The organism is Mycobacterium paraffinicum (assembly GCF_025822865.1).
Classification (GTDB): Bacteria; Actinomycetota; Actinomycetes; order Mycobacteriales; family Mycobacteriaceae; genus Mycobacterium; species Mycobacterium paraffinicum.
Genome location: NZ_JACKUR010000039.1, coordinates 62,489 through 86,457 on the forward strand (window position 1 = coordinate 62,489; position 23,969 = coordinate 86,457).

Genomic DNA, 23,969 nt, shown 5'->3' on the forward strand with positions numbered 1-23,969 from the left:
TTCCTGATCTTTAGCCGCCGATATGCCGGAGACGGTCCGGAGAAGGGGCGACATGGCAGCGGACAACGCGACGACGGCGGACGAGTCGCTGGACGTCATCACTGACGCTTTGCTGACGGCTTCCCGCTTGCTGGTTGCCATTTCGGCGCGCTCGATCGGTCAGGTGGACGAGACGATCACGATCCCGCAATTCCGGACGCTGGTGATCCTGTCCAATCGGGGCCCGGTCAACTTGGCCACCCTGGCCGGTCTGCTCGGGGTGCAGCCGTCCGCAACCGGGCGGATGGTCGACCGACTGGTCGCGGCAGGGCTGATCGATCGCCTACCGCACCCGACGTCGCGGCGCGAGCTGTTGGCCGCGCTGACCAAGCGGGGGCGGGAGGTCGTTCGTCAGGTCACCGCGTACCGGCGCAACGAAATCGCCGTCATCGTGGAGAAGATGCCGCCGCCGGAACGCCACGGGCTGGTGCGGGCCTTGACCGCGTTCACCGCCGCCGGCGGCGAGCCGGACGTGCACCTGGATGCCGAGCTCGATCTCTAGCGCTTCTCCGCGGTGACCAGCAGGTACTCCCAGGCCATGGTGCCGTTGGCGAGGTAGTGCTGCGCGAGCTCGACGAGTTGGGCGTCCAGCTCGGCGGCCAGCACCCGGTTGTGGCCGATGTTCGCGTAGGCCTCGATCGTCGGACCGTAGTGGTTCTTGAAGTACGCGTGCACCGCGTCGGCGCCGTCGAACCGGTTCACTTCCAGCATTCCCCGCACCGCGTTCATCCGGCCGACGCGCTCGCCGAGCAATCCGGTGACGTAGCCCGCACGCCCCCACAGCGCGGCCGGCGGCACGGCCTGCGACAGGCTGGGCCGGTACGGCCGAATGGTGGCAAGCATGCGGCCGAAGAACCCGTCGGGCGTCCAGCTGATCACGCCGATCGTCCCGCCCGGCCGGCAGACCCGGACCAGTTCGTCGGCGGCCCGCTGCTGGTTTGGCGCGAACTGCACGCCGATCGCGGAGATGACGACGTCGAACTCGCCGTCGCCGAACGGCAGCGCGTGCGCGTTCGCCTCCCGGTAGTCGATCGTCAGGCCCTGGGCCGCGGCGCGGGCCCGCGACCGCTGCAACAGCTCGGGGGTCAGGTCACTGGAAACCACGGCGGCGCCCGTCGCGGCGGCCGGAAGCGAGATGTTGCCCGAGCCGGCCGCGACGTCGAGCACCCGCATGCCCGGGCCGATACCGGTGGCCTTGACCAGGACCGGACCCAGCGGGGCCATCACTTCCTCCGCCATCAGGGCGTAGTCGCCGAGCGCCCATACCGCGCGATGGGGAGCGGCGTCGCTGATCGTGGTGTCGAGAGTCATCAGACCTCCTTGAAAGGTAAGGACTGCCCACTCGACCTCGTTGTCCCTAGCACGGCAGTGCGGTCACCCGGATAGATAGTGACCTGTAGCAATAGTATCTGTTAGAAACAATGTACACGCGCAACTTCGGGCGGGACGGCCGTCCTGGCTTTCTAGACTGTGCCGGTGCGCCTTGTCTTCGCCGGCACCCCCGAACCCGCGCTGCCCGCGCTGCGCCGCCTCATCGACTCGTCGCGTCATGAGGTGATCGCCGTGCTGACCCGGCCCGACGCGGCAGTCGGCCGGCACGGCAAGCCGCAGCCCTCGCCGGTGGCCCGCGAGGCGCTCGACCGTGGCATCCCGCTGCTGCGACCGGCGCGGCCGAACGCGCCAGAGTTCTTCGCCGAGCTGTCGGAGTTGGCACCGGACTGCTGCGCGGTGGTGGCCTACGGCGCGTTGCTGCGCGACGGCCTGCTCGGCGTGCCCCCGCACGGGTGGATCAACCTGCACTTCTCGCTGCTGCCCGCCTGGCGCGGCGCGGCGCCGGTGCAGGCGGCGATCGCGGCCGGGGACACCATCACCGGGGCGACGACGTTCCGGATCGAGCCCAGCCTGGACTCCGGCCCGGTCTACGGGGTGGTCACCGAGACCGTTCGACCGACCGACACCGCTGGCGAATTGCTTGAGCGCCTGGCCGTTTCAGGTGCGGTGTTGCTGTCGACGACCCTGGACGGCATCGCCGACGGAACGTTGACGCCGCGACCGCAACCCGCCGACGGGGTCAGCATCGCGCCGAAGATCACCGTCGAGCAGGCCCGGGTGCAGTGGGACTTGCCGGCGCACGTCGTGGAGCGCCGGGTCCGCTCGGTCACACCCAATCCCGGGGCCTGGACGCTGATCGGTGATCTGCGCATCAAGCTCGGCCCGGTGCTCATCGACGCAGATGCTCCAGAGTCGCTGGCGCCCGGAGCAATTCACGTCGATCGCAAAAACGTGTGGATTGGCACCGGTTCGCAAGCCGTGCGGCTGGGCCAGATACAGCCGCCCGGAAAGAAACCGATGAACGCCGTCGACTGGGCCCGCGGCGCGCGGCTCGACCCCGCGACGCGGGCGACATGAGCCGGCCCCGGCCACCGGACCGCGGGCGCGGCAAGCGGCGCCGGCCGCTCGACCCCGCGCGCGCCGCCGCGTTCGGCGTGCTGCGTGCGGTCAGCGAGCGCGACGCGTACGCGAACCTGGCGCTGCCCGCGCTGCTGCGCGAACGGGGAATCAGCGGCCGGGACGCCGCGTTCGCCACCGAGCTGACCTACGGAACCTGCCGCACCCGCGGCCTGCTCGACGCGATCATCGGCGCCGCCGCGGGCCGCTCCCCGGACACCATCGACCCGGTGCTGCTCGACCTGTTACGGCTCGGCTCCTACCAACTGCTGCGCACCCGGGTGGACACATACGCGGCGGTGTTCACCACGGTCGAACAGGCCGGGATCGAATTCGATTCGGCGCGAGCGGGTTTCGTCAACGGGGTGCTGCGCGCCATCGCCGCCCGCGACGAGGAGTCCTGGGTCGCGGAGCTGGCGCCCGACCCGTCGCGGGATCCGGTCGGGCATGCCGCCTTCGTGCACGCCCACCCGCGCTGGATCGCCCAGGCCTTCGCCGATGCGCTGGGGGCGGACGCGGCAGAGCTCGACGCGGTCCTGGCCAGCGACGACGAACGGCCCCTCGTGCACCTGGCCGCCCGGCCCGGGGTGCTCACCGCGAAGGACTTGGCCGATGCCGTCGAGGGCACGGTTGGCCGGTATTCGCCCTATGCGGTCTACCTGCCGGGCGGTGACCCGGGCCGGCTGGCGCCGGTGCGCGACGGCGCCGCCCTGGTCCAGGACGAGGGCAGCCAGTTGGTGGCGCGGGCGCTGACCCTGGCGGCGGTCGAGGATGACGCCGGGCGGTGGCTGGACCTGTGCGCCGGGCCGGGCGGCAAGACGGCGCTGCTGGCCGCGCTCGGGGCCGGGTCCGGTGCGCGCGTCACGGCGGTGGAACCGGCCGCGCGCCGCGCCGATCTGGTGGCCGAGAACACCCGGGGGCTGCCGGTCGACGTGCTGCGGGTCGACGGGCGGCAGAGCGGGCTCGAGCCGACGTTCGACCGGGTGCTCGTCGACGCGCCCTGCACCGGGCTGGGCGCGCTGCGGCGCCGCCCCGAGGCGCGCTGGCGGCGCCAGCCAGCCGATGTCCCGGCGCTCACCAAGCTGCAGCGCGAGCTGCTTGGCGCCGCGATCGCGCTGACCCGCCCGGGCGGTGTGGTGCTCTACGCGACCTGTTCGCCCCACCTGGCCGAAACCGTCGGGGTGGTCGCCGACGCCCTGCGCCGGCACCCGGTGAGCGCGCTGGATACCCGGCCGCTGTTCGATCCCGTCACCGGGCTGGGGGACGGGCCACACGTGCAGCTGTGGCCGCACCGGCACGGCACCGACGCGATGTTCGCCGCGGCGCTGCGCCGCGAAGCGGGGTAGGGGCTGCGCGGTGACGCGCCGCTTGCCCGCGTGAAGCCGCCGCCAAGGCTCAGTAGTGTGGCGCACATGCCTGACAACACCGGTAGGCCCCTGATCGCGCCGTCCATCCTGTCCGCCGATTTCGCGCGGCTCGCCGACGAGGCGGCCGCGGTGGTCGGCGCGGACTGGCTGCACGTCGACGTGATGGACAACCACTTCGTGCCGAACCTCACCATCGGCCTGCCGGTGGTCGAGAGCCTGCTGGCCACCACGAGCATCCCGATGGACTGCCATCTGATGATCGAAGACCCCGACCGTTGGGCGCCCGGCTACGCCGAAGCCGGCGCCTACAACGTCACCTTTCACGCCGAGGCCACCGACAACCCGGTCGGGGTGTCGCGCGACATCCGGGCCGCGGGCGCCAAGGCGGGCATCAGCGTCAAGCCGGGAACCCCGCTGGAGCCGTACCTGGAGATCCTGCCCCAATTCGACACCCTGCTGATCATGTCGGTCGAACCCGGCTTCGGCGGGCAGAGCTTCATCCCCGAGGTGCTGAGCAAGGTCCGCACCGCGCGCAAGCTGATCGATGCGGGGGAGCTGACGATCCTGGTCGAGATCGACGGCGGCATCAACGACGAGACCATCGAGCAGGCCGCCGAGGCCGGCGTCGACTGCTTCGTCGCCGGGTCGGCCGTCTACGGCGCGCAGGACCCGCAGGCCGCCGTCGAGGCGCTGCGGCGGCAGGCCGCCGCCGCGTCACCGCACCTGCGCCGATGACTCAGCCCGTGGACAGCCTCGACGCCGCCATGCGCCTGGCGATCGGGCAGTCCAACCAGGTCAAGGGCACCACCTACCCGAACCCGCCGGTCGGTGCGGTGATCCTGGACGCCGACGGCGTGGTCGTCGGCGTCGGCGGCACCGAACCCACCGGCGGCGACCACGCCGAGGTGCTGGCGTTGCGGCGGGCCGGTGACCTGGCGGCCGGTGGGACGGCGGTGGTCACCCTCGAGCCGTGCAACCACTACGGCAGGACCCCGCCCTGCGTAGACGCTTTGCTGGACGCGAAAGTCGGTGCCGTGGTGTACGGCGTCGCCGACCCGAACCCGACCGCCGCCGGCGGCGCGGCCCGGCTGACCGAGGCGGGCGTGCGGGTGACGCCCGGCGTCCTCGCCGACGAAGTGGCCGGCGGGCCGCTGCGGGAGTGGCTGCACAAGCAGCGGACCGGGTTGCCGCACGTGACCTGGAAATACGCCAGCAGCGTCGACGGCCGCAGCGCCGCGGCCGACGGCACCAGCCAATGGATCTCGAGCGAGAGCTCGCGCCTGGACCTGCATCGCCGCCGGGCGATCGCCGACGCGATCGTGGTGGGTACCGGCACCGTGCTGGCCGACGATCCCGCGCTGACCGCCCGGTTGCCCGACGGCTCGCTGGCCGACCGGCAACCACTGCGCGTGGTGGTGGGCATGCGCGAAATACCGCCGGAGGCAAAGGTTCTCAACGACGATTCGCGAACCATGGTCATTCGCACGCACGACCCGATGGAGGTGATCAAGGCGCTCTCGGACCGCACCGACGTCCTGCTGGAGGGCGGTCCCACCCTCGCCGGCGCCTTCCTGCGCGCCGGGGCGGTCAACCGCATCCTGGCCTACGTCGCGCCGATGCTGTTGGGGGGCCCGATCTCCGCGGTCCACGACGTCGGGGTGCCCACCATCTCGCGGGCCCTGCGCTGGCACTTCGACGGAGTAGAGCGGGTCGGGCCGGACCTGCTGCTCAGCCTGGTGCCGCGCGGCGATTAGGGGAACGCGGTCGAATCGCCGTGCTTCGGGTCGTGGCCGGCCAGGCCGCGCCCACGCTTGTCCGCGTACATGTCCTCGTCCGCCAGGCGCATGACGTCGTGGTCGCCGGCGGCGATGCCGGCGCTGAAGTCGACCGGAGCGCCCGCCTCGGCCCAGCGGCGGCGCAGCCCATCAAGGATCCGCGCGGCCTCGGGCGGATCGGCACCCACCAGCAAGAGCAGAAACTCGTCGCCGCCGATGCGGAACACGATGTCGTCCTTGCGGGCCGATCGGCGCAGTGCGTCGGCGAAGGCGACGAGAACTTCGTCGCCGGCCTGGTGGCCGTGACGATCGTTGTAGCGCTTGAAGTTGTCGAGATCGGCGAGCACCACCGCGCACCGCCCGGCGTGCTGTGACAGCCGGTGCGCCAGGGTGGTCCGATTCAGCAGTTGGGTCAGCGGGTCGGTCTGGGCGATGTCGCGCAGCATCAGACCTTGCTGGACGAGCCGGGCGATGAGCCATGCCGGCACCTCGGCGACGAGGACCCACATCGTCGCGGCCAACACCACGGCGAGTGCCGAGCCGGGTAGTGGTTTCGCGCAGGCCACGACAAACGCCGCGGCGCCGAGCGGGAGCAGGGCGAGTGAGCGCCACCGCCGGCCGGTGAGGCCGAGGTAGGCGAATGTGATGGTGATCGTGCCGGGGAAGTCGCGCGTGGCGGCCGGTTCGATGGCTCCGGCGAGGAGGATGACGACCAGCGAGGCCACGGGCCATCCGACGAGCAGGCCGCGCCGCCCCTGCCAACCGCGGAGCCGGCCTATCAGCGCGACCGACACCGCCAGGACCGCGGCCGCGCCGAGCAGCCAGTTCAGCGCGGCGTGGCGGCCCGTGATTCCGGCGTGCACGCCGGCCGCGGCATACAGGCCGAGCAGCGCCAGGAAGGCCGTCAAGCCGATGGCGTGCAACCGTTCGGCAGACGGTTGAGGATCGACGCGCCACGGCACGCAGTCAGGATAAGCCCGGCATCGGTCGCCGGTTCACCTGCCGACTAGCGGCTAACGCTCGCCCAATGAAACCGCTTGCGGCTCAGCAACTTCGGGCTCCTCGGCGTGTTCCTTGCGGCCACCGATCAGCAGGCCCAGCAGCGCTCCCACGATGCAGATGACGACGGTGGCGCTGAAGATGTCGCCGTACATCATGGCGAACGCCTTGAGGTACATCGTCCCCTGAGCGGCGATCCGCTCCAGCAGGGAGGCGTTGGGCGGTATCGCCGCCGTCAACCCCGCCACGATCTGGTTGAACCGGTACAGGCCCCACGCGCTCAGCGCGGCCACACCGATGAGCATGCCCGTCATCCGGGCCACCACCACCGCCGCCGAGGCGATGCCGTGCTGCGCCGACGGAACCACGCGCAACGCCGCGGAGGTCAGCGGCCCGATCACCAGGCCGAGGCCCACACCGGCGACCAACAGGTCGGCGTGCAAAACGGGCAGTTGGACGATCCCGAAGATGTCGTGCTTCTGGCTCAACACGTCCTGACGCCAGTAGTGGATCAGCCAGTACCCGTAGGCCGCGATCATCAGCCCCACGAAGGTCATCGCGCGGTCACCCACGCGGGTGGCGATCCAGCCGCCCAGCACCGCCCCGATCGGCAGCGCGATCAGGAACCACAACAGCAGCCCGGCGGCCTGCGTCTGATCCATCTGCAGCACGCCCTGGCCGAACAGCTCCACGTCGACCAGCGTCACCATCAGCGCCGCACCCGCGGCCAGCGACGCGCCCAGCGCGGCCAGGAACGGGCGGAAGTGCACGCCCGCCGGCTCGATCAGCCGGGTGCGGGAGAACCGTTCCCACAGCAAAAACAGCACCGCGACCACGACCGCCCCGATGACCAGTGGCAGGCCGTAGCTCGGCAGGATCTGTTTGCCGTCGGGCTGCGGGTTGTACAGGCCGATGACCGCGAGGCCCAGGGCGACCGCGAGCAGTACACCGCCGACGAGGTCGACCCTCTCCGGGTTCTCGACCTTTTCGTGCGACGGCAGGCTGAACTGGATCATCACCATCGCGATCAGGGTCAGCGGGACGTTGATCCAGAACACGTAGCGCCAGTCGTGGAACAAGTACACGATGAAGATCCCGTACAGCGGGCCCAGCACGCTGCCGAGTTCCTGCGCGGCACCGATGCCGCCCAGCACGCCGGCGCGGTTGCGCTGCGCCCACAGGTCGGCGCCCAGGGCGAGGGTGACCGGCAGCAGCGCGCCACTGGCCACGCCCTGGATGGTGCGCCCACCGATCAGCAGGTGGAAATCGCCCCAGTGTCCGGCCAGCGCGGTCACCACCGACCCGACCATGAACAGCGTGAGGCTGACCTGCAACACCAGCTTGCGGCCGAACCGGTCGGACGCGCGCCCCAGCAGCGGCATGGCGGCGATGTACCCGAGCAGGTACATCGTGATGATCCAGGTGATGCGTTGCAGCTGGTTGATGGGGATGTGAACGTCGCTCATGATGTCGCGCATGATCGTCACGACGACATAGGCGTCCAGCGCGCCGAGCAGGACGGCCAGACTGCCGGCGCTGATCGCGACGCGGCGGCCGGTCTGCGAACTCATGAACTCACCGGTGGCTTGGTGACCTGAACCTGCTCGCCCCAGTTGGACAGCGTGACCTGGACGGAATTGCCGGAGCTCTTCTGCATGTTGGCCTGGACCAGCTGGTGGTCACCGGTCTCCTGGATCCACACCGTGCTCGGTACCGGCTGTGTCGCGTTGAACTGCGGCATGATCTTGTTCACCGCATCCGCCGAGACGTTCCCGCTGACGCGAATCGTGCTCTGGCCGTTGATGGTGTCGCGGCCCTCGGCCTTGGCGTTGGTGAAGTTCACCAACGCGTTGGCCAGCCCGGTGTCCGGGTTCAGCAGCACCGAAACGTCGTAGATGTCGGACGCCTTGCCGAAGTCGCTCCATTTGTTGGGCGTCAGGGTGGCGTACAGGTTGCCGTCGACGACCACGAAGTTGGCGTCGATGTCGGATCCGCCGAGGGTGATCGTGGCGTTGCCCGACGCGGCGGTGGCCGGCGCCGTGGTGAGGTCACCGGTCAGCGTTTTGATGGGCAGCCCCTGGATCTTGCCCTGAATGCTCAGCACGAGGTGCACGCTCTTCACATTCTTGGTGGCGTCGGCCGACTGCTTGACCAGGGTCGTGGCGTCGGGCAGCGGGGCGCCGCTCTGCTTTGAGCCGGACGAGCAGCCGGCGATCAAGGCGGTGGCGAGGGTCAGGGATGCGAGGACGGCCGATAGACGGCGGCGGGTCTGCATACCTTGCATCGTAGAGGGTGCCCATGACCGGCTTGGGAGACGTGGGGCCGCGGTGTCGGCCCGGCGCTGACGCTTTGGCCTGCTCACCAGTGCGGCTGCGGCATCTGGGCGGCCGATTAACCTGATGGAATGTTCACCGGAATTGTCGAGGAGCTCGGGGAGGTGACCGGCCGCGATGTGCTCGCCGACGCCGCCCGGCTCACCATCCGCGGCCCGGTCGTGACCTCCGACGCCGGGCACGGCGACTCGATCGCCGTCAACGGCGTCTGCCTGACGGTCGCCGAGCTGCTGCCGGACGGCCAGTTCACCGCCGACGTGATGGCCGAAACCCTCAACCGCTCCAATCTGGGCTCCCTGCAGGTCGGCAGCCCGGTCAACCTGGAGCGCGCCGCGGCGGTCAACAGCCGGCTCGGCGGGCACATCGTGCAGGGGCACGTGGACGGGACGGGCCAGGTGGTCAGCCGGGCGCCGTCCGAGCACTGGGAAGTGGTGCGGATCGAGATCCCCGCGGAGGTGGCCCGCTACGTGGTCGAGAAGGGGTCGATCACCGTCGACGGCATCTCATTGACGGTCTCCGGGCTCGGCGCCGGACCGGGGGACTGGTTCGAGGTGTCGCTGATCCCCACCACCCGCGAGCTGACCACGCTGGGCCGCGCCCCGGTCGGAACGCAGGTCAACCTCGAAGTCGACGTGATTGCGAAATACGTTGAGCGGCTGCTCACCCCGCGTTAGGCCGCGTTCGGGGAAGTGCGCCGCATGCCGGTTCGGTCAGCAGGGCTCGCCCGGCGGCGTCCAGTACGGCTCGCCGGACGGGGTGTAGCACGGCGGGGGTGCGTCGGGTGGCGGGACCGTCATCGCACCGGCCGGAAGGACCCAGTTGCCCCAGCGCCCCGGATCCGTGCACCCGCCGACGCTCACATGCCGACCGCCGACGTCAGCGCACGCGTCGGCCGTGGCACGTTGCGGGCAGGCGATACCCGCTGCAAGTCCGGCCGCGAATATCGAGGTCACGACCGGTACCGCCAGTCTCACTGCGATTCTCATGCCGCTCAGCGTAGATTGCTGGCGCCGGATCGGGAGCCGTTTCGCCGAGCCCATCCGCTGTGCTGCAAAGGTGGGCAGGCAGCCCAGGACGGCTGCCCCGGCCGCATGATCAACTTGCCCGCCAGTCGCCGGCCGTGGGGAAACTGCCGCGGCAATAACGCGGTCCGCGCGGTGGTTCATACTGAATGCAACACTTGGGCTCTTCCTGCGGACCCCTGAGACAGCAAGGTAGCGACGATGACGAGGTTGGACTCCGTCGAGAGGGCGGTTGCCGACATTGCGGCCGGAAAGGCCGTGGTCGTCATCGACGACGAGGATCGCGAGAACGAAGGCGATCTGATCTTTGCCGCCGAAAAGGCGACGCCGGAGCTGGTGGCGTTCATGGTCCGCTACACCTCGGGGTACCTGTGCGTCCCGCTGGACGGCGCGATCTGCGACCGGCTGGGGCTGCTGCCGATGTACGCGGTCAACCAGGACAAGCACGGGACGGCCTACACCGTCACGGTTGACGCGAAGAACGGTGTGGGCACCGGCATTTCGGCCTCCGATCGCGCCACCACCATGCGCCTGCTGGCCGATCCCGCCAGCATCGCCAACGATTTCACGCGCCCCGGCCACGTGGTTCCGTTGCGCGCCAAGGACGGTGGCGTGCTGCGCCGCCCCGGCCACACCGAGGCCGCCGTCGACCTGGCCCGGATGGCGGGACTGCAACCCGCGGGCGCGATTTGCGAGATCGTCAGCCAGAAGGACGAAGGCTCGATGGCGCAGACCGACGAGCTGCGGGTCTTCGCCGACGAGCACGACCTCGCGATGATCACCATCGCCGATCTGATCGAGTGGCGGCGCAAGCACGAGAAGCACATCGAGCGGATCGCCGAGGCCCGCATACCGACCCGGCACGGAGAGTTTCGCGCCATCGGCTACGCCAGCATCTATGAGGACGTCGAACACGTGGCGCTGGTGCGCGGCGAGATCGCCGGGCCCAACGCCGACGGCGACGACGTGCTGGTCCGGGTGCACTCCGAGTGCCTGACCGGTGACGTGTTCGGTTCCCGCCGCTGCGATTGCGGGCCCCAACTCGACGCCGCGATGGCGATGGTCGCGCGGGAGGGCCGCGGCATCGTGCTCTACATGCGCGGCCACGAGGGCCGCGGCATCGGCCTGATGCACAAACTGCAGGCCTACCAGCTGCAGGACGCCGGCGAGGACACCGTCGACGCGAACCTCAAACTCGGATTGCCGGCCGACGCAAGGGATTACGGAATCGGGGCGCAGATCCTGGTCGACCTTGGCGTCCGCTCGATGCGGCTGCTGACCAACAACCCGGCCAAGCGGGTCGGGCTGGACGGGTACGGTCTGCACATCATCGAGCGGGTGCCGCTGCCGGTACGCGCCAACGCGGAGAACATCCGTTACCTGATGACCAAGCGCGACAGGATGGGCCACGACCTGGCCGGCCTCGACGACTTTCACGAATCGGTTCATCTGCCAGGCGAATTCGGCGGCGCTCTGTGACCGCCGGCGACGATGCAGAGTGAAGCGATGAGGAGGAGCGGCGCAGGTGAGCGGTAGCGGGGAGCCGGACATCCCGGCGCTCGACGCGTCCGGTCTCCGGCTCGGCATCGTGGCGAGCACCTGGCACAGCAGAATCTGCGATGCCCTGCTCGCTGGCGCCCGCAAGGTGGCTGCCGAGTCGGGCATCGACAACCCGACGGTGGTGCGCGTGCTCGGCGCGATCGAGATCCCGGTGGTGGCGCAGGAATTGGCCCGCAACCACGACGCGGTCATCGCCCTGGGCGTCGTAATACGCGGCGGAACGCCACATTTCGAGTATGTCTGCGATGCGGTGACCCAGGGTTTGACCCGGGTGGCGCTGGATGCGTCGACGCCGGTTGCCAACGGGGTGCTGACCACCAACACCGAACAGCAGGCGCTCGATCGCGCCGGGCTTCCCGAGTCGGTCGAGGACAAGGGCGCCCAGGCGGCGGGGGCGGCCCTGACCGCGGCGCTGACGCTGCGCGACCTGCGCGCTCGGTCGTGACTGAGCGCGACGGGTGGGACGTCGTGTTGCGTCCCCACCGCACACCGATGTTCGTCTACGGCGCAGCGTTCACCATCGCCGCGGTGCACATCGCGATCGGCTTTTTGCTCAAGGTCGGATCCACCGGGGTGGTATTCCAGACCAGCGACCAGGTGGCGATGGCGCTGCTCGGCTTGGTGCTCGCGGGCGTGGTGCTGCTGTTCGCCCGGCCCCGGCTGCGCGTCGGGGCGGCCGGCATATCGGTGCGTAACCTGCTGGGCGACAAATTGGTCGAGTGGCCGGACGTCGCCGGTGTCTCGTTCCCGGTGGGCAACCGCTGGGCGCGCATCGACCTGCCCGACGACGAGTACATCCCCGTGATGGCCATCCAGGCCGTCGACAAGGAGCGCGCGGTCGATGCCATGGACACCGTGCGGTCGCTATTGGCGCGGTATCGGCCCGACCTGCCAACCCACTGAACGGGCTATCCGTGCTCGCACGGATAGCCCGTCAGGTGGATGGGTCAGAAGTTCTTACAGTCGGTCATCATCTGCTGGAAGATCGGCAAAGCCTGCTGCGCACCCTGGTTGTGCTCGATGGCGTGCAGTAGGTTCACGCGCTGATCCGGCGATGACGCCAGGTACTGCTGCAAGAACTGCTGGTTCGGCGGCGACTGGTCGAGGTACTGGGCGGCCATCGGATTCTCCGCGTGCACCGCCCGCATCGCCTGGTCGTAGCTGCAGGTCGTATTGATCATCGGGCCGTAATCGGGGGCAGCCGATGCGACCCCGGCGGCGGCGGTCGACGCCAAGGCCAGGCCGCCAACCCCGATCGCGAGCCTGGTCAACGAGCGCTTGAACATCTGTGGACTCCCTCCATTGCTTGCCACCCACTGTAACGTCCAGCTACCCCCTTGGTAACCAGAACAAGGGCCGCCCAAACCGTCCGCACCGTCGGTTGGTCGTCGTAACCCGAGGTCGTCGGCCCTTTTGGGAGATGGCGGATCCCTCGGCGGCCGACCCGTATATCGAACAAGCGCTCGAATGCGTTACGGGTGGCATGGGTGCGGCGCGCGAACCGGGGGAGCCGATCGCGGCGTGCCCAGCGGTGCTCCCGACCGGCCGGCACCCCCCTCGCGGCTACTAGCCTGGATGGGTGCCAGATCCCGCCACGTATCGCCCCCCGCCCGGGTCCATCCCGGTCGAGCCGGGCGTCTACCGATTCCGGGACACGTACGGGAGAGTCATCTACGTCGGGAAGGCCAAGAGCCTGCGGAGCAGGCTGACGTCATACTTCGCCGACGTCGCCGGCCTGCATCCGCGAACCCGCCAGATGGTGACCACCGCCGCCAAGGTCGAGTGGACGGTGGTCAACACCGAAGTCGAGGCGTTGCAGCTCGAATACAACTGGATCAAGGAGTTCGACCCGCGCTTCAACGTCCGCTACCGCGACGACAAGTCCTACCCGGTGCTGGCCGTCACCCTCAACGAAGAATTCCCCCGGCTGATGGTCTACCGCGGCCCGCGCCGCAAGGGCGTGCGCTATTTCGGGCCCTACTCCCACGCGTGGGCGATCCGGGAGACGCTGGACCTGCTCACCCGCGTGTTCCCGGCCCGGACCTGTTCGGCCGGTGTGTTCAAGCGGCACAAGCAGATCGACCGTCCGTGCCTGCTCGGCTACATCGACAAATGCTCGGCGCCCTGCATCGGCCGGGTCAGCGCCGAGCAGCACCGCCAGATCGTCGACGATTTCTGCGACTTTCTGTCCGGCAAGACCGACCGCTTCGCCCGCGAACTGGAACAGCAGATGAACGCCGCCTCCGAGCGACTCGACTTCGAGCGGGCCGCGCGCCTGCGTGACGACCTGTCCGCGCTCAAGCGCGCGATGGAGAAGCAGGCCGTGGTGTTCGGCGACGGGACCGACGCCGACGTGGTCGCCTTCGCCGACGACGAGCTGGAGGCGGCGGTCCAGGTGTTCCACGTCCGCGGCGGCCGGGTGCGCGGTCAGCGCGGCTGGATCGTCGAAAAGTCAGCGGAGGCAGGTGATTCCGGCGAGGAGCAGTTGGTCGAGCAGTTCCTGACGCAGTTCTACGGCGAGCAGGCCGAACTGGGCGGCGCCGCCGACGAAGCCGCCAACCCGGTGCCGCGCGAGGTGCTGGTGCCCTGCCTGCCGTCCAACTCCGACGAATTGGCCAGCTGGCTGTCCGGCCTGCGCGGTTCTCGGGTCGCGCTGCGGGTGCCGCGCCGCGGCGACAAGCGGGCGCTCGCCGAAACCGTGCAGCGCAACGCCAAAGACGCGCTGCAGCAACACAAGCTGAAAAGGGCCGGTGACTTCAACGCCAGATCGGCCGCGCTGCAGAACATTCAGGAAGCCCTCGGGCTGGCCGATGCGCCGCTGCGCATCGAATGCGTCGACATCAGCCACGTGCAGGGCACCGACGTGGTGGGCTCGTTGGTGGTGTTCGAGGACGGCCTGCCGCGCAAGTCCGACTACCGCCACTTCGGGATCCGCGAAGCCGCCGGGCAGGGGCGCTCCGACGACGTTGCCTCCATCGCAGAGGTGACGCGACGCCGGTTCGCACGACACTTGAGTGAACAAAACGACCCGAATATGCTTTCGCCCGAAGGAAAGTCGCGCCGATTCGCCTATCCGCCCAACCTCTACGTCGTCGACGGCGGCGCACCTCAGGTCAACGCGGCCAGCGCCGTGCTCGAAGACCTCGGCATCACCGACGTCGCGGTGATCGGTCTGGCCAAGCGGCTGGAAGAGATATGGGTGCCGTCCGAACCGGATCCCGTCATCATGCCGCGCAACAGCGAAGGGCTTTATCTGTTGCAACGGATTCGCGACGAGGCGCATCGGTTCGCGATCACCTACCATCGCAGCAAGCGATCCAAGCGAATGACCGCCTCGGCGCTGGATTCGGTGCCAGGATTGGGGGAGCATCGCCGAAAGGCGCTGGTAACCCATTTCGGATCGATAGCCCGCCTCAAGGAGGCCACCGTCGACCAGATCACGGCCGTTCCCGGTATCGGTGTGGCCACCGCCACCGCCGTCCTGGAGGCGTTGCGACCTGACCCGCCAGGAGAAGCCGAATGACGGGTGAATTGGCGGAGGGCCACACCAGAGATGCCCCGGCCGGCATCGATGTCGTTCTGGTGACCGGGTTATCGGGTGCCGGGCGGGGTACTGCGGCCAAGGTGCTCGAGGACCTGGGCTGGTATGTGGCCGACAATCTGCCGCCCCAGCTGATCACGCGGATGGTGGATTTCGGCATGGATGCGGGGTCGCGGATCACCCGGCTGGCGGTGGTGATGGACGTGCGCTCGCGCGGCTTCACCGGTGACCTCGATGAGGTGCGCAACGAGCTGGCCACCCGCAACATCAGGCCCCGGGTGGTGTTCATGGAGGCATCCGACGACATGCTGGTGCGCCGCTACGAGCAGAACCGCCGCAGCCACCCGCTGCAGGGCGACCAGACCCTGGCCGAGGGCATCGCCGCCGAGCGCCGGATGCTGGCCCCGGTGCGCGCCACCGCGGACCTGATCATCGACACGTCGACGCTGTCGGTGCGGGGCTTGCGGGAGAGCATCGAGCGCGCGTTCGGTGGCGAAGCCAGCACGTCGATCAGCGTCACCGTCGAATCGTTCGGCTTCAAGTACGGCCTGCCGATGGACGCCGACATGGTGATGGACGTGCGGTTCCTGCCGAACCCGCACTGGGTCGACGAGTTGCGCCCGCTCACCGGACAGGACCCGGCCGTCAGTGAATACGTGTTGAGTCAGCCCGGGGCCGCCGAGTTTCTCGACGCCTACCATCGGTTGCTGTCTCTGGTCGTCGACGGTTATCGCCGGGAGGGCAAGCGTTACATGACCGTCGCCATCGGTTGCACCGGTGGTAAGCACCGCAGCGTTGCGATCGCCGAGGCGCTGATGCAGGTCCTCAAGGCCCATCCGGGCGAAGCCCAACTCTCGGTGCGGGTGTTGCACCGGGATCTGGGTCGCGAATGAACGCGCCGACGAATCAGGGCATCGTCGCGCTGGGCGGCGGGCACGGCCTGTACGCGACGCTGTCCGCGGCCCGCCGGCTGACGCCGCACGTCACCGCCGTGGTGACCGTCGCCGACGACGGTGGCTCCTCCGGGCGGCTGCGCAGCGAATTGGATGTGGTGCCGCCGGGTGATCTGCGAATGGCACTGGCGGCCTTGGCATCCGACAGCCCACACGGGCGGCTCTGGGCGACCATCCTGCAGCACCGCTTCGGCGGCAATGGGGCGCTGGCCGGGCACCCGATCGGCAATCTGCTGCTCGCCGGGCTGTCGGAGGTGCTGGCCGATCCGGTGGCCGCCCTCGACGAGCTGGGCCGCATCCTCGGCGTCAAGGGCCGCGTGCTGCCGATGTGTCCGATCGCGCTGCAGATCGAGGCGGACGTGTCCGGCCTGGAGACCGATCCGCGGATATTCCGGCTGATTCGCGGTCAGGTGGCGATCGCCACCACACCGGGCAAGGTCCGGCGGGTGCGCCTGCTGCCGTCGGATCCGCCGGCGACCCGGCAGGCCGTCGACGCCATCATGGCCGCCGACCTGGTGGTGCTGGGTCCCGGCTCGTGGTTCACCAGCGTGATCCCGCACGTGCTGGTGCCGGGTCTGGCGGCGGCGCTGCGGGCCACCACCGCCCGGCGGGCGCTGGTGCTCAACCTGATGGCCGAGCCGGGGGAGACGGCCGGCTTCTCCGTCGAGCGTCATCTGCACGTGTTGGCCCAGCACGCACCGGGGTTCACCGTGCACGACATCATCATCGACGCCGAGCGGGTGCCCAGTGAGCGGGAGCGGGAGCACCTGCGCCGCACCGCGACGCTGCTTTCCGCCGAGGTCCACTTCGCCGACGTGGCCCGACCTGGTACACCTTTACATGATCCAGGCAAACTCGCGGCGGCCCTGGACGGGGTCCGGGCGGCCCACAAGGGTCCGGGAGCGCCTCCGGTCACGGCCACCGCGGATATTCGGGTCGACGGTGCAAGTCCACAGGCCGGTGGAGATGGACCGGGCGGCAGCGGACCGAGGAGTGACGACGCGTGGCGATGACGACCGAAGTCAAGGACGAGCTCAGCCGCCTGGTCGTGAAATCGGTCAGTGCGCGTCGCGCGGAAGTCACGTCCCTGCTGAGGTTCGCCGGCGGATTGCACATCGTCGGCGGTCGGGTGGTCGTGGAGGCCGAGGTGGACCTCGGCAACGTCGCGCGGCGACTGCGCAAGGACATCTTCGAGCTCTACGGCTATAACGCGGTCGTGCATGTGTTGTCGGCCAGCGGGATTCGCAAGACCACCCGCTACGTGCTGCGGGTGGCCAACGACGGCGAGGCGCTGGCACGCCAGACCGGGCTGCTCGACAACCGCGGCCGGCCCGTGCGTGGTCTGCCCGCCCAAGTGGTGGGCGGCAGCGTCGGCGACGCCGAAGCCGCCTGGCGCGGGGCCTTCCTCGCGCACGGGTCGCTGACCGAGCCGGGACGGTCGTCGGCTCTGGAGGTCAGCTGCCCCGGCCCGGAGGCCGCGCTGGCGTTGGTGGGCGCGGCGCGGCGGCTCGGGGTCAGTGCCAAGGCCCGCGAGGTGCGTGGCGCCGATCGGGTGGTGGTGCGCGACGGCGAGGCGATCGGCGCGTTGCTGACCCGGATGGGCGCCCAGGACACCCGGCTGATCTGGGAGGAGCGCCGGATGCGCCGTGAAGTGCGGGCGACGGCCAACCGGCTCGCCAACTTCGACGACGCCAACCTGCGCCGCTCGGCGCGGGCCGCGGTCGCGGCCGCCGCCCGGGTGGAGCGCGCGCTGGAGATCCTCGGTGACACCGTGCCCGACCACCTGGCCTCGGCCGGCAAGCTGCGCGTCGAGCACCGGCAGGCCTCGCTGGAGGAACTCGGTCGGCTCGCCGACCCCCCGATGACGAAAGACGCTGTGGCGGGCCGCATTCGCCGGCTGCTGTCGATGGCCGACCGCAAGGCCAAGATCGAGGGCATTCCGGACACCGAGTCGGCGGTGACGCCGGATTTGCTGGAAGACGCGTAACCGGTCGCGGCATTTGCTGTTCGCAACGAGTAGGCGGGGGCTACGGTCGGGGGATGAAGCGGCTTTCGAGCGTTGATGCGGCGTTTTGGTCGGCCGAAACTGCGGGCTGGCACATGCATGTGGGCGCACTGGCGATTTGCGACCCGAAGGAAGCACCCGAATACAGCTTCCAGCGGCTACGCGAACTGATCATCGAGCGGCTGCCCGAGCTGCCGCAGCTGCGGTGGCGGGTCACCGGCGCGCCGCTCGGGCTGGACCGGCCGTGGTTCGTCGAAGACGAGGACCTGGATCCTGACTTCCACATCCGGCACATCGCCGTTCCGGCGCCCGGCGGCCGTCGCGAGCTCGAGGAGCTGGTGGGCCGGTTGATGTCCTACAAGCTGGACCGCGCCCGGCCGCTGTGGGAGATGTGGGTGATCGAGGGCGTCGAGGGCGGCCGGATCGCGTCGCTGACCAAGATGCACCACGCCATCGTCGACGGCGTCTCGGGTGCCGGCCTGGGTGAGATTCTTTTGGATGTCACGCCGGAACCGCGGCCGCCGCAACAGGAAACGGTGGGATCCCTGGTGGGCAACCGGATTCCGGGCATCGAGCGGCGCGCGGTGGGCGCGCTCATCAACCTCGGTGTCAAGACGCCCTTCCGCATCGCCCGGCTGATGGAGCAGACCGTGCGCCAGCAGATCGCCGCGCTGGGTGTGAGCAGCGGCCGGCCCCCGCGCTACTTCGAGGCGCCCAAGACGCGGTTCAATGCGCCCGTGACGCCGCACCGGCGGATCACCGGGTGCCGCGTCGAGCTGGCCCGGGCCAAGGCCGTCAAAGACGCCTACGGCGTCAAGCTCAACGACGTGGTGCTGGCGCTGGTGGCCGGCGCGGCCCGGGAGTACTTGCAGAAGCGCGGCGAGCTGCCGGCCAAGCCGCTCATCGCGCAGATCCCCGTCTCCACCCGCACCGACGACGACAAGGACGACGTCGGCAATAAGGTGAGCTCGATGACCGTCTCGCTCGCGACCGACGTCGACGATCCCGCCGAGCGGCTGCGGGCCATCCACGAAAGCACTCAGAACGCCAAGTTGATGGCCAAGGCGCTGTCGGCGCATCAGATCATGGGGCTGACCGAGACCACACCGCCGGGGTTGTTGCAGTTGGCCGCGCGCGCCTACACGGCCAGCGGGCTGTCGCGAAACCTGGCCCCCATCAACCTCGTTGTCTCCAATGTGCCGGGTCCGCCTTTCCCGTTGTACATGGCCGGCGCCAGGCTGGATTCGCTGGTGCCGCTCGGGCCGCCCGTTATGGACGTCGCCCTGAACATCACCTGCTTCTCCTACACCGACTATCTGGACTTCGGTTTCGTGACCACGCCCGAGGTGGCCAACGACATCGACGACATGGCCGACCGCATCGAGCCGGCGCTCACCGAGCTGGAGAAGGCGGCCGCGCGGGAGTGAGCGGCCGCGGTGGGGTGTGCCGCCGCTGGCGCTAGTCGCGATCGGGTGGGTTCGTGGCGTAGACCCAGGACAGGAACCGCGCGACGGCCTCGGCGGATCGATGCGCCCGGGGCGAACTGAAGATGTCGAAAGCGTGCTGCGCGCTTGGTAATTCGGCGTAGGCGACGGGGGACTTCGACACCGCGCGCAGCTCCTCGATGAATTCCTGGGCCTCCCCGACGGGGATCAGCGAATCGTCGGAGCCGTGCAGGACGAAGAACGGCGGCGCGTCGGCCCGCAGCCGCCGGATCGGCGAGGCGTCGACGTAGACATCGCGGTGCGCGTCGTATTCCCGCTTCACCACGAACTTTTCGAGCAGGGAGACGAATTCGGGGCGGCCCTCGCCCTCGGTGGAAAACCAGTCGTAGCGGCCGTAGATCGGGACGGCGGCCGCCACCGAGGTGTCGGCGTCTTCGAAGCCCGGCTGGAATTGCGGGTCGTTGGGGGTCAGCGCCGCCAGTGCGCACAGGTGTCCACCCGCGGAGCCGCCGGTGACCGCGACGAAGTCGGGGTCACCGCCGTAGTCGGCGATGTTCTCCTTGACCCACGCCAGCGCCCGTTTGACATCGACGATGTGGTCGGGCCACGTGTGGCGCGGGGAGACGCGATAGCCGATCGAGACACACACCCAGCCGCGGGCGGCCAGGTGGCTCATCAGCGGGTAGGCCTGCGGCCTGCGCATCCCGATCATCCAGGCCCCGCCGGGCACTTGCAGCAGCACGGGCGCCTTGGCGTCCCGCGGCAGGTCGCGCCGGCGCCAGATGTCGGCGAGGTTGGCGCGGCCGTTCGGGCCGTAGGACACCACATTCGTCTTCTCGACGTACCGCCGGCGGGCCACCGTGTTGCCCAGCGGCAGGCTGCGCCGCCCGCTGCGCGTGGGCTTGGCGTGTGGCAGCTTGCTCAGCGCCTCGTCGTAGTCGTGCCCGAGCTGCTCGCGCAGGCCCGCCTCGAGCACCGGGCCGGGGGTGGTGATGGCGCGGTAGCGGATCACCCCCAGGATCGCCCACGACGCGGCCGTCATCGCCAGCGCAGCCTTGCCGCGCCGTCCCGCGAAGTGGCCGCGCCGCGCGCGCCGCAGCGCGTCGAGCAGCGAGACGGAGAAATAGACGCCGGGCACCTCCGACGTCGGCCAGCCGAACCAGAAGACCAGCACGGTGCTGTAGCCCTTGCGGGCCAGCGGCCGTAATCCGTTGGCGGCGTTGGCCAGTTCCAGTGCGGCGCGCGCCAGCGGCCGGGGGCGGACCAGGCGGCGCATCAGCCGTTGACCCGAGAGTGCAGTTCGTTGCGCTGGATCTTGCCGGTGCTGCCGCGCGGGAGTTCGTCGAGCACGGCGATCTCGCGGGGGACTTTGTAGTTGGCCAGGTTTTCCCGGACATGCTGTTTGAGCGTCTCGGGCGTGGCCTGGGAGCCCGCGCTCAAAACCACGAACGCCGCCAGGCGCTGGCCGTACTGTTCGTCGTCGACGCCGATGACCGCGGCCTCGGCCACGTCGGGGTGCGCCGCCAGCGTCTTCTCCACCTCGATCGGATAGACGTTCTCGCCGCCGGAGACGATCATCTCGTCGTCGCGGCCGACCACGAACAACCGGCCGGCCTCGTCGAGGTAGCCGACGTCGCCCGACGACATGAACCCCGCGTGAAAATCCTTGGTGGCGCCGGAGGTGTAGCCCTCGAACTGGGTGTCGTTGCGGACGTAGATGGTGCCGACCTCGCCGGTGGGCAGTTCGTTGAAATCGCTGTCCAGGATCCGGATTTCGGTCCCGCCCGCCGGCCGGCCCGCGGTGTCGGGTGCCGCCCGCAGGTCCTGCGGGGTGGCGGTGGCGATCATGCCCGCTTCGGTGGCGTTGTAGTTGTTGTAGATCACGTCGCCGAACTCGTCCATGAACGCGGTCACGACATCGGGCCGCATCCGCGAGCCGGATGCCGCCGCGAAGCGCAATGACTTGCAGCTGTACCGCTTTCGCACCTCGGGCGGCAGCTCCATGATGCGGTCGAACATCACCGGCACCACCGCCAGGCCGGTCGCCTTGTGCCGGTCGATGAGGTCCAGCGTCGCCTCCGGGTCGAACTTGCGCCGGGTGACCACCGTGCATGCCATCGACGCCGCGAAGATCAACTGCGAAAAGCCCCACGCGTGGAACATCGGCGCCACGACCACGACCGTCTCCTCGGCCCGCCACGGCGTGCGGTCCAGGATGGCCTTGAGCGTGCCGATGCCGGCATTGCCGCCGGTTTGATTGGCGCCCTTGGGAGTTCCGGTGGTGCCGGAGGTCAGCAGGATCATCCTGCCCTTGCGGCCGGTGCGCTCGGGCTGTTGGCCGGTGTGATCGGTGATGAGCTTCTCGACCGTCAGCTCGTGGTGCCCGTCGGTCCAGGCCACGATGCGGGTGGCATCCGGTTTGTCGGCCACCGCGCGGTCCACCGTTTCGGTGAACTCCTCGTCGTAGATGACGGCGTCGACGCCTTCGCGGTTGACCACCTCGGCGAGCGCCGGTCCGGCGAACGACGTGTTGAGCAACACGACGTCGGCGCCGATCCGGTTGGCGGCCACCACCGCCTCGACGAAGCCGCGATGGTTGCGGCACATGATCCCGACGACCTTGGGTTGCCCTGAGGGCAGGCCCTGCAGCGCCGCGCCGAGCGCGTTGATCCGCTCGTCGAGCTGGCGCCAGGTCAGCGTACCGAGCTCGTCGACCAGGCCCGGCCGGTCCGGGCAGCGTTGCGCCGCGCCGGCGAAGCCCACGGTCATCCCCATGCCCTCGCGGCGCATGGCGGCGGCGATCTTCAGGTAGCGGTCGGGCCGCATCGGCGCGATCATGCCGGCGCGCCGCAGCGTGGTGATGAGCCCGAGGGCTTGATTGATCGGAGAGGCCACGGTTCAGCCCAGGATCGGGAAACGTCGCTTGGCGGCCAGGTCCTTGAGGGCCTGCTGCATCACCGACCGCACATGCTCGTCTACCTCGTCGACGTCCGGGTCGTCGCCGAATTGCGCGGTGATGTCGATCGGCTTCAGCACCTGTGTGACGATCTTGGTCGGCAGCGGCAGGTTGGGCGGGATCACCGCGCTGAAGCCGAAGGGGAAGCCGAACGACAGCGGCAGGATGGCGCTGCGCAGCAAGCGCTTAACCCCCAACCGCTCGGCCAGCCAGGTGCCGCGCGACAGGTAGAGCTGCGTCTCCTGTCCGCCGATGGACACCGCGGGCACGATGGGGACCCCGGCCTCGATGGCCGTCCTGACGTATCCCTTGCGGCCGTCGAAGTCGATGACGTTCTCCGAGAGCGTGGGCCGGTATGCGTCGTAGTCACCGCCGGGGAAGACGATGACCACCCCGCCGGACCGCAGGGCCTTGGCCGCGTTCTCCCGGTTGGCCCGGATGTATCCGGTGCGGCGGAAGAACTCGCCCGTGGGGCCTGTCATGAGGATGTCGTGGCTCAGGGTGTAGATCGGCCGGTCGTAGCCGAACTTCTCGTAGAAGTGGATGCTGAAGATGGGGACGTCCATCGGGAACATGCCGCCGGAGTGGTTGCCGACGACCAGCGCCCCGCCGGGCGGGAACGAACCCAGGCCGTGCACCTCCGAGCGGAAGTATGTCTTGAGGGCCGGGCGCATCACGCTCATCAGGCGCTGGGTCAGGACGGGGTCGAATTTGCCGATGTCGCCGACATCGGAGTGATCGTTGTCGGTCACGTTCCTCCCTTGACGCTCCCGCGAGGCCGCTCTAGGTATGAGGGGCCGCGTCGAGTTCCTCGATGGTAGCGACCGGGGCGCGGCGGCCGTCATGGTGTTTATCTCTTTCCGCGTCTGTGGATATGGTGCCCGCCGGTTCCCGGCGCTATTGTTACGACGCCCTCAGTGAAATCTCGCAGAAACGGGACCCGATGGACGTTGCCGGTTTGTCGCCCGAGCGCAACGCCCGCTCGGGTGGCGCGCGCAGGAGTAGCCCCAACGACCGGCGCTCCCGGCGCCCCCACGCCAGCGTCGTCCGCACCGAACCGGCCCGTCGCAGTCAGGGGTCCTCGCCGTCCGCACCGGCCATTGAGCGCCCGGCCGGTGACATCGATCCGCCCACCCCGGACGCGGCGGACCACAGCCAGGCCGACTACTTCGTGCGACTGCTCTCGCAGAACCGCAGGCTTATCGAACACCGGCTCGACGACTATCAGAAGGCGATCGTCGCCGCGCAAGCCAACGGTGACGTCGACGCCGTCTGCAACCTTCGCCGCATGGCGCGGATCGAGGAACAGGACCGGGACAATCTCGACGGCATGCTCGAGAAGTTGCGCCGCAGATTCGCCCGCCGCACGCCGGGAGACCCGCAAGCCCTCCCCGCGCGCACACGCTCCGCGGTCCGGTAGCAATTCGCCTATCGCGCAGCGATTTTCGTTGCTCGGGCGACCGGCGTAGGGATGCGGCGGCCCCAATCGGCCACGCCCGCATCGCGGTGCCGATACATTTGACGGG

General features: G+C 69.5%; 24 protein-coding genes. 15 read left to right on the forward strand and 9 right to left on the reverse strand.

Translation table 11 applies throughout. The annotated features are described in order from the left end of the window. Positions 1-52 precede the first annotated feature (52 nt). On the forward strand, positions 53-541 hold the full coding sequence (locus H7J89_RS24030; protein WP_067207397.1) for a MarR family winged helix-turn-helix transcriptional regulator: 489 nt from the start codon (positions 53-55) through the stop codon (positions 539-541). On the opposite strand, the gene H7J89_RS24035 is transcribed toward H7J89_RS24030, so the two are convergent. Beyond that, entirely contained in the window at positions 538-1,350 is an 813-nt protein-coding gene (locus tag H7J89_RS24035) for a class I SAM-dependent methyltransferase (protein WP_264047380.1), read from the reverse strand. The genes H7J89_RS24030 and H7J89_RS24035 overlap by 4 nt on opposite strands. A gap of 165 nt (positions 1,351-1,515) precedes the next feature. Here H7J89_RS24035 and fmt point away from each other — a divergent pair, with 165 nt between their 5' ends. From fmt to ribD, 4 genes are all read left to right on the forward strand, one after another. Next, the gene (gene fmt / locus H7J89_RS24040) at positions 1,516-2,448 is read left to right on the forward strand and encodes a methionyl-tRNA formyltransferase (protein WP_264047381.1); all 933 of its coding nucleotides are present in this window, start codon (positions 1,516-1,518) and stop codon (positions 2,446-2,448) included. Further along, positions 2,445-3,833: an RsmB/NOP family class I SAM-dependent RNA methyltransferase gene (locus H7J89_RS24045; RefSeq protein ID WP_264047383.1), complete on the forward strand. Its 1,389-nt coding sequence runs from the start codon at positions 2,445-2,447 to the stop codon at positions 3,831-3,833. The genes fmt and H7J89_RS24045 overlap by 4 nt, the downstream gene beginning before the upstream one ends. A 66-nt stretch (positions 3,834-3,899) precedes the next feature. Further along, positions 3,900-4,589 (forward strand): ribulose-phosphate 3-epimerase, encoded by a 690-nt coding sequence (gene rpe, locus H7J89_RS24050; protein ID WP_276042531.1) that lies wholly within the window; start codon positions 3,900-3,902, stop codon positions 4,587-4,589. Then, a complete protein-coding gene (gene ribD / locus H7J89_RS24055) occupies positions 4,586-5,608 on the forward strand; it encodes a bifunctional diaminohydroxyphosphoribosylaminopyrimidine deaminase/5-amino-6-(5-phosphoribosylamino)uracil reductase RibD (RefSeq protein ID WP_264047387.1) in 1,023 nt (340 codons plus the stop codon). Before rpe ends, ribD begins: the two co-directional genes overlap by 4 nt. On the opposite strand, the gene H7J89_RS24060 is transcribed toward ribD, so the two are convergent. Genes H7J89_RS24060 through H7J89_RS24070 form a run of 3 tightly spaced genes read right to left on the reverse strand, consistent with a single transcriptional unit; the run spans position 5,605 to position 8,903 of the window. Further along, positions 5,605-6,591, reverse strand: a complete 987-nt coding sequence (locus H7J89_RS24060; protein ID WP_264047389.1) for a GGDEF domain-containing protein — start codon at positions 6,589-6,591, stop codon at positions 5,605-5,607. The genes ribD and H7J89_RS24060 overlap by 4 nt on opposite strands. Positions 6,592-6,642: 51 nt before the next feature. Further along, on the reverse strand, positions 6,643-8,199 hold the full coding sequence (locus H7J89_RS24065) for an MFS transporter (RefSeq protein ID WP_264047391.1): 1,557 nt from the start codon (positions 8,197-8,199) through the stop codon (positions 6,643-6,645). Beyond that, entirely contained in the window at positions 8,196-8,903 is a 708-nt protein-coding gene (locus tag H7J89_RS24070; RefSeq protein WP_264047393.1) for an LppX_LprAFG lipoprotein, read from the reverse strand. The genes H7J89_RS24065 and H7J89_RS24070 overlap by 4 nt, the downstream gene beginning before the upstream one ends. Positions 8,904-9,032: 129 nt before the next feature. Here H7J89_RS24070 and H7J89_RS24075 point away from each other — a divergent pair, with 129 nt between their 5' ends. After that, positions 9,033-9,635, forward strand: a complete 603-nt coding sequence (locus tag H7J89_RS24075; protein WP_264047394.1) for a riboflavin synthase — start codon at positions 9,033-9,035, stop codon at positions 9,633-9,635. A 36-nt stretch (positions 9,636-9,671) separates the two neighbouring features. Here H7J89_RS24075 and H7J89_RS24080 read toward each other — a convergent pair whose 3' ends face one another. Then, entirely contained in the window at positions 9,672-9,947 is a 276-nt protein-coding gene (locus H7J89_RS24080; RefSeq protein ID WP_264047395.1) for a hypothetical protein, read from the reverse strand. Between the two features lie 237 nt (positions 9,948-10,184). On the opposite strand from H7J89_RS24080, the gene H7J89_RS24085 reads away from it, so the two are divergent. Genes H7J89_RS24085 through H7J89_RS24095 form a run of 3 tightly spaced genes read left to right on the forward strand, consistent with a single transcriptional unit; the run spans position 10,185 to position 12,446 of the window. Further along, on the forward strand, positions 10,185-11,462 hold the full coding sequence (locus tag H7J89_RS24085; protein WP_067207427.1) for a bifunctional 3,4-dihydroxy-2-butanone-4-phosphate synthase/GTP cyclohydrolase II: 1,278 nt from the start codon (positions 10,185-10,187) through the stop codon (positions 11,460-11,462). A gap of 46 nt (positions 11,463-11,508) precedes the next feature. Next, positions 11,509-11,988: a 6,7-dimethyl-8-ribityllumazine synthase gene (gene ribH / locus H7J89_RS24090; protein ID WP_264047396.1), complete on the forward strand. Its 480-nt coding sequence runs from the start codon at positions 11,509-11,511 to the stop codon at positions 11,986-11,988. A gap of 47 nt (positions 11,989-12,035) precedes the next feature. After that, complete coding sequence (locus H7J89_RS24095) at positions 12,036-12,446, forward strand: PH domain-containing protein (RefSeq protein ID WP_264047556.1); 411 nt, start codon at positions 12,036-12,038, stop codon at positions 12,444-12,446. A gap of 44 nt (positions 12,447-12,490) precedes the next feature. On the opposite strand, the gene H7J89_RS24100 is transcribed toward H7J89_RS24095, so the two are convergent. After that, positions 12,491-12,829 carry a hemophore-related protein gene (locus tag H7J89_RS24100; RefSeq protein WP_066945085.1) on the reverse strand — a complete coding sequence of 113 codons (339 nt, stop codon included), beginning with the start codon at positions 12,827-12,829 and terminating at the stop codon, positions 12,491-12,493. Between the two features lie 293 nt (positions 12,830-13,122). On the opposite strand from H7J89_RS24100, the gene uvrC reads away from it, so the two are divergent. The 5 genes from uvrC to H7J89_RS24125 are packed head-to-tail and all read left to right on the forward strand — an operon-like array spanning position 13,123 to position 19,469. Beyond that, positions 13,123-15,066 (forward strand): excinuclease ABC subunit UvrC, encoded by a 1,944-nt coding sequence (gene uvrC, locus H7J89_RS24105; RefSeq protein WP_264047397.1) that lies wholly within the window; start codon positions 13,123-13,125, stop codon positions 15,064-15,066. Beyond that, the gene (rapZ, locus tag H7J89_RS24110) at positions 15,063-15,977 is read left to right on the forward strand and encodes an RNase adapter RapZ (protein ID WP_067207440.1); all 915 of its coding nucleotides are present in this window, start codon (positions 15,063-15,065) and stop codon (positions 15,975-15,977) included. The genes uvrC and rapZ overlap by 4 nt, the downstream gene beginning before the upstream one ends. After that, entirely contained in the window at positions 15,974-17,050 is a 1,077-nt protein-coding gene (gene yvcK, locus H7J89_RS24115; RefSeq protein ID WP_264047398.1) for a uridine diphosphate-N-acetylglucosamine-binding protein YvcK, read from the forward strand. The genes rapZ and yvcK overlap by 4 nt, the downstream gene beginning before the upstream one ends. Next, positions 17,047-18,024, forward strand: a complete 978-nt coding sequence (whiA, locus tag H7J89_RS24120; protein ID WP_040624208.1) for a DNA-binding protein WhiA — start codon at positions 17,047-17,049, stop codon at positions 18,022-18,024. Before yvcK ends, whiA begins: the two co-directional genes overlap by 4 nt. A 53-nt stretch (positions 18,025-18,077) precedes the next feature. After that, entirely contained in the window at positions 18,078-19,469 is a 1,392-nt protein-coding gene (locus H7J89_RS24125) for a WS/DGAT/MGAT family O-acyltransferase (RefSeq protein WP_264047400.1), read from the forward strand. A gap of 31 nt (positions 19,470-19,500) precedes the next feature. Here H7J89_RS24125 and H7J89_RS24130 read toward each other — a convergent pair whose 3' ends face one another. The 3 genes from H7J89_RS24130 to H7J89_RS24140 are packed head-to-tail and all read right to left on the reverse strand — an operon-like array spanning position 19,501 to position 23,126. Then, the gene (locus tag H7J89_RS24130; protein ID WP_264047402.1) at positions 19,501-20,763 is read right to left on the reverse strand and encodes an alpha/beta hydrolase; all 1,263 of its coding nucleotides are present in this window, start codon (positions 20,761-20,763) and stop codon (positions 19,501-19,503) included. Next, positions 20,763-22,370 carry an acyl-CoA ligase FadD12 gene (fadD12, locus tag H7J89_RS24135; protein ID WP_264047557.1) on the reverse strand — a complete coding sequence of 536 codons (1,608 nt, stop codon included), beginning with the start codon at positions 22,368-22,370 and terminating at the stop codon, positions 20,763-20,765. The genes H7J89_RS24130 and fadD12 overlap by 1 nt, the downstream gene beginning before the upstream one ends. 15 nt (positions 22,371-22,385) lie before the next feature. Beyond that, positions 22,386-23,126: a lysophospholipid acyltransferase family protein gene (locus H7J89_RS24140; RefSeq protein ID WP_264047558.1), complete on the reverse strand. Its 741-nt coding sequence runs from the start codon at positions 23,124-23,126 to the stop codon at positions 22,386-22,388. A 260-nt stretch (positions 23,127-23,386) separates the two neighbouring features. On the opposite strand from H7J89_RS24140, the gene H7J89_RS24145 reads away from it, so the two are divergent. After that, positions 23,387-23,863 (forward strand): hypothetical protein, encoded by a 477-nt coding sequence (locus H7J89_RS24145; RefSeq protein WP_264047404.1) that lies wholly within the window; start codon positions 23,387-23,389, stop codon positions 23,861-23,863. Positions 23,864-23,969 lie beyond the last annotated feature (106 nt).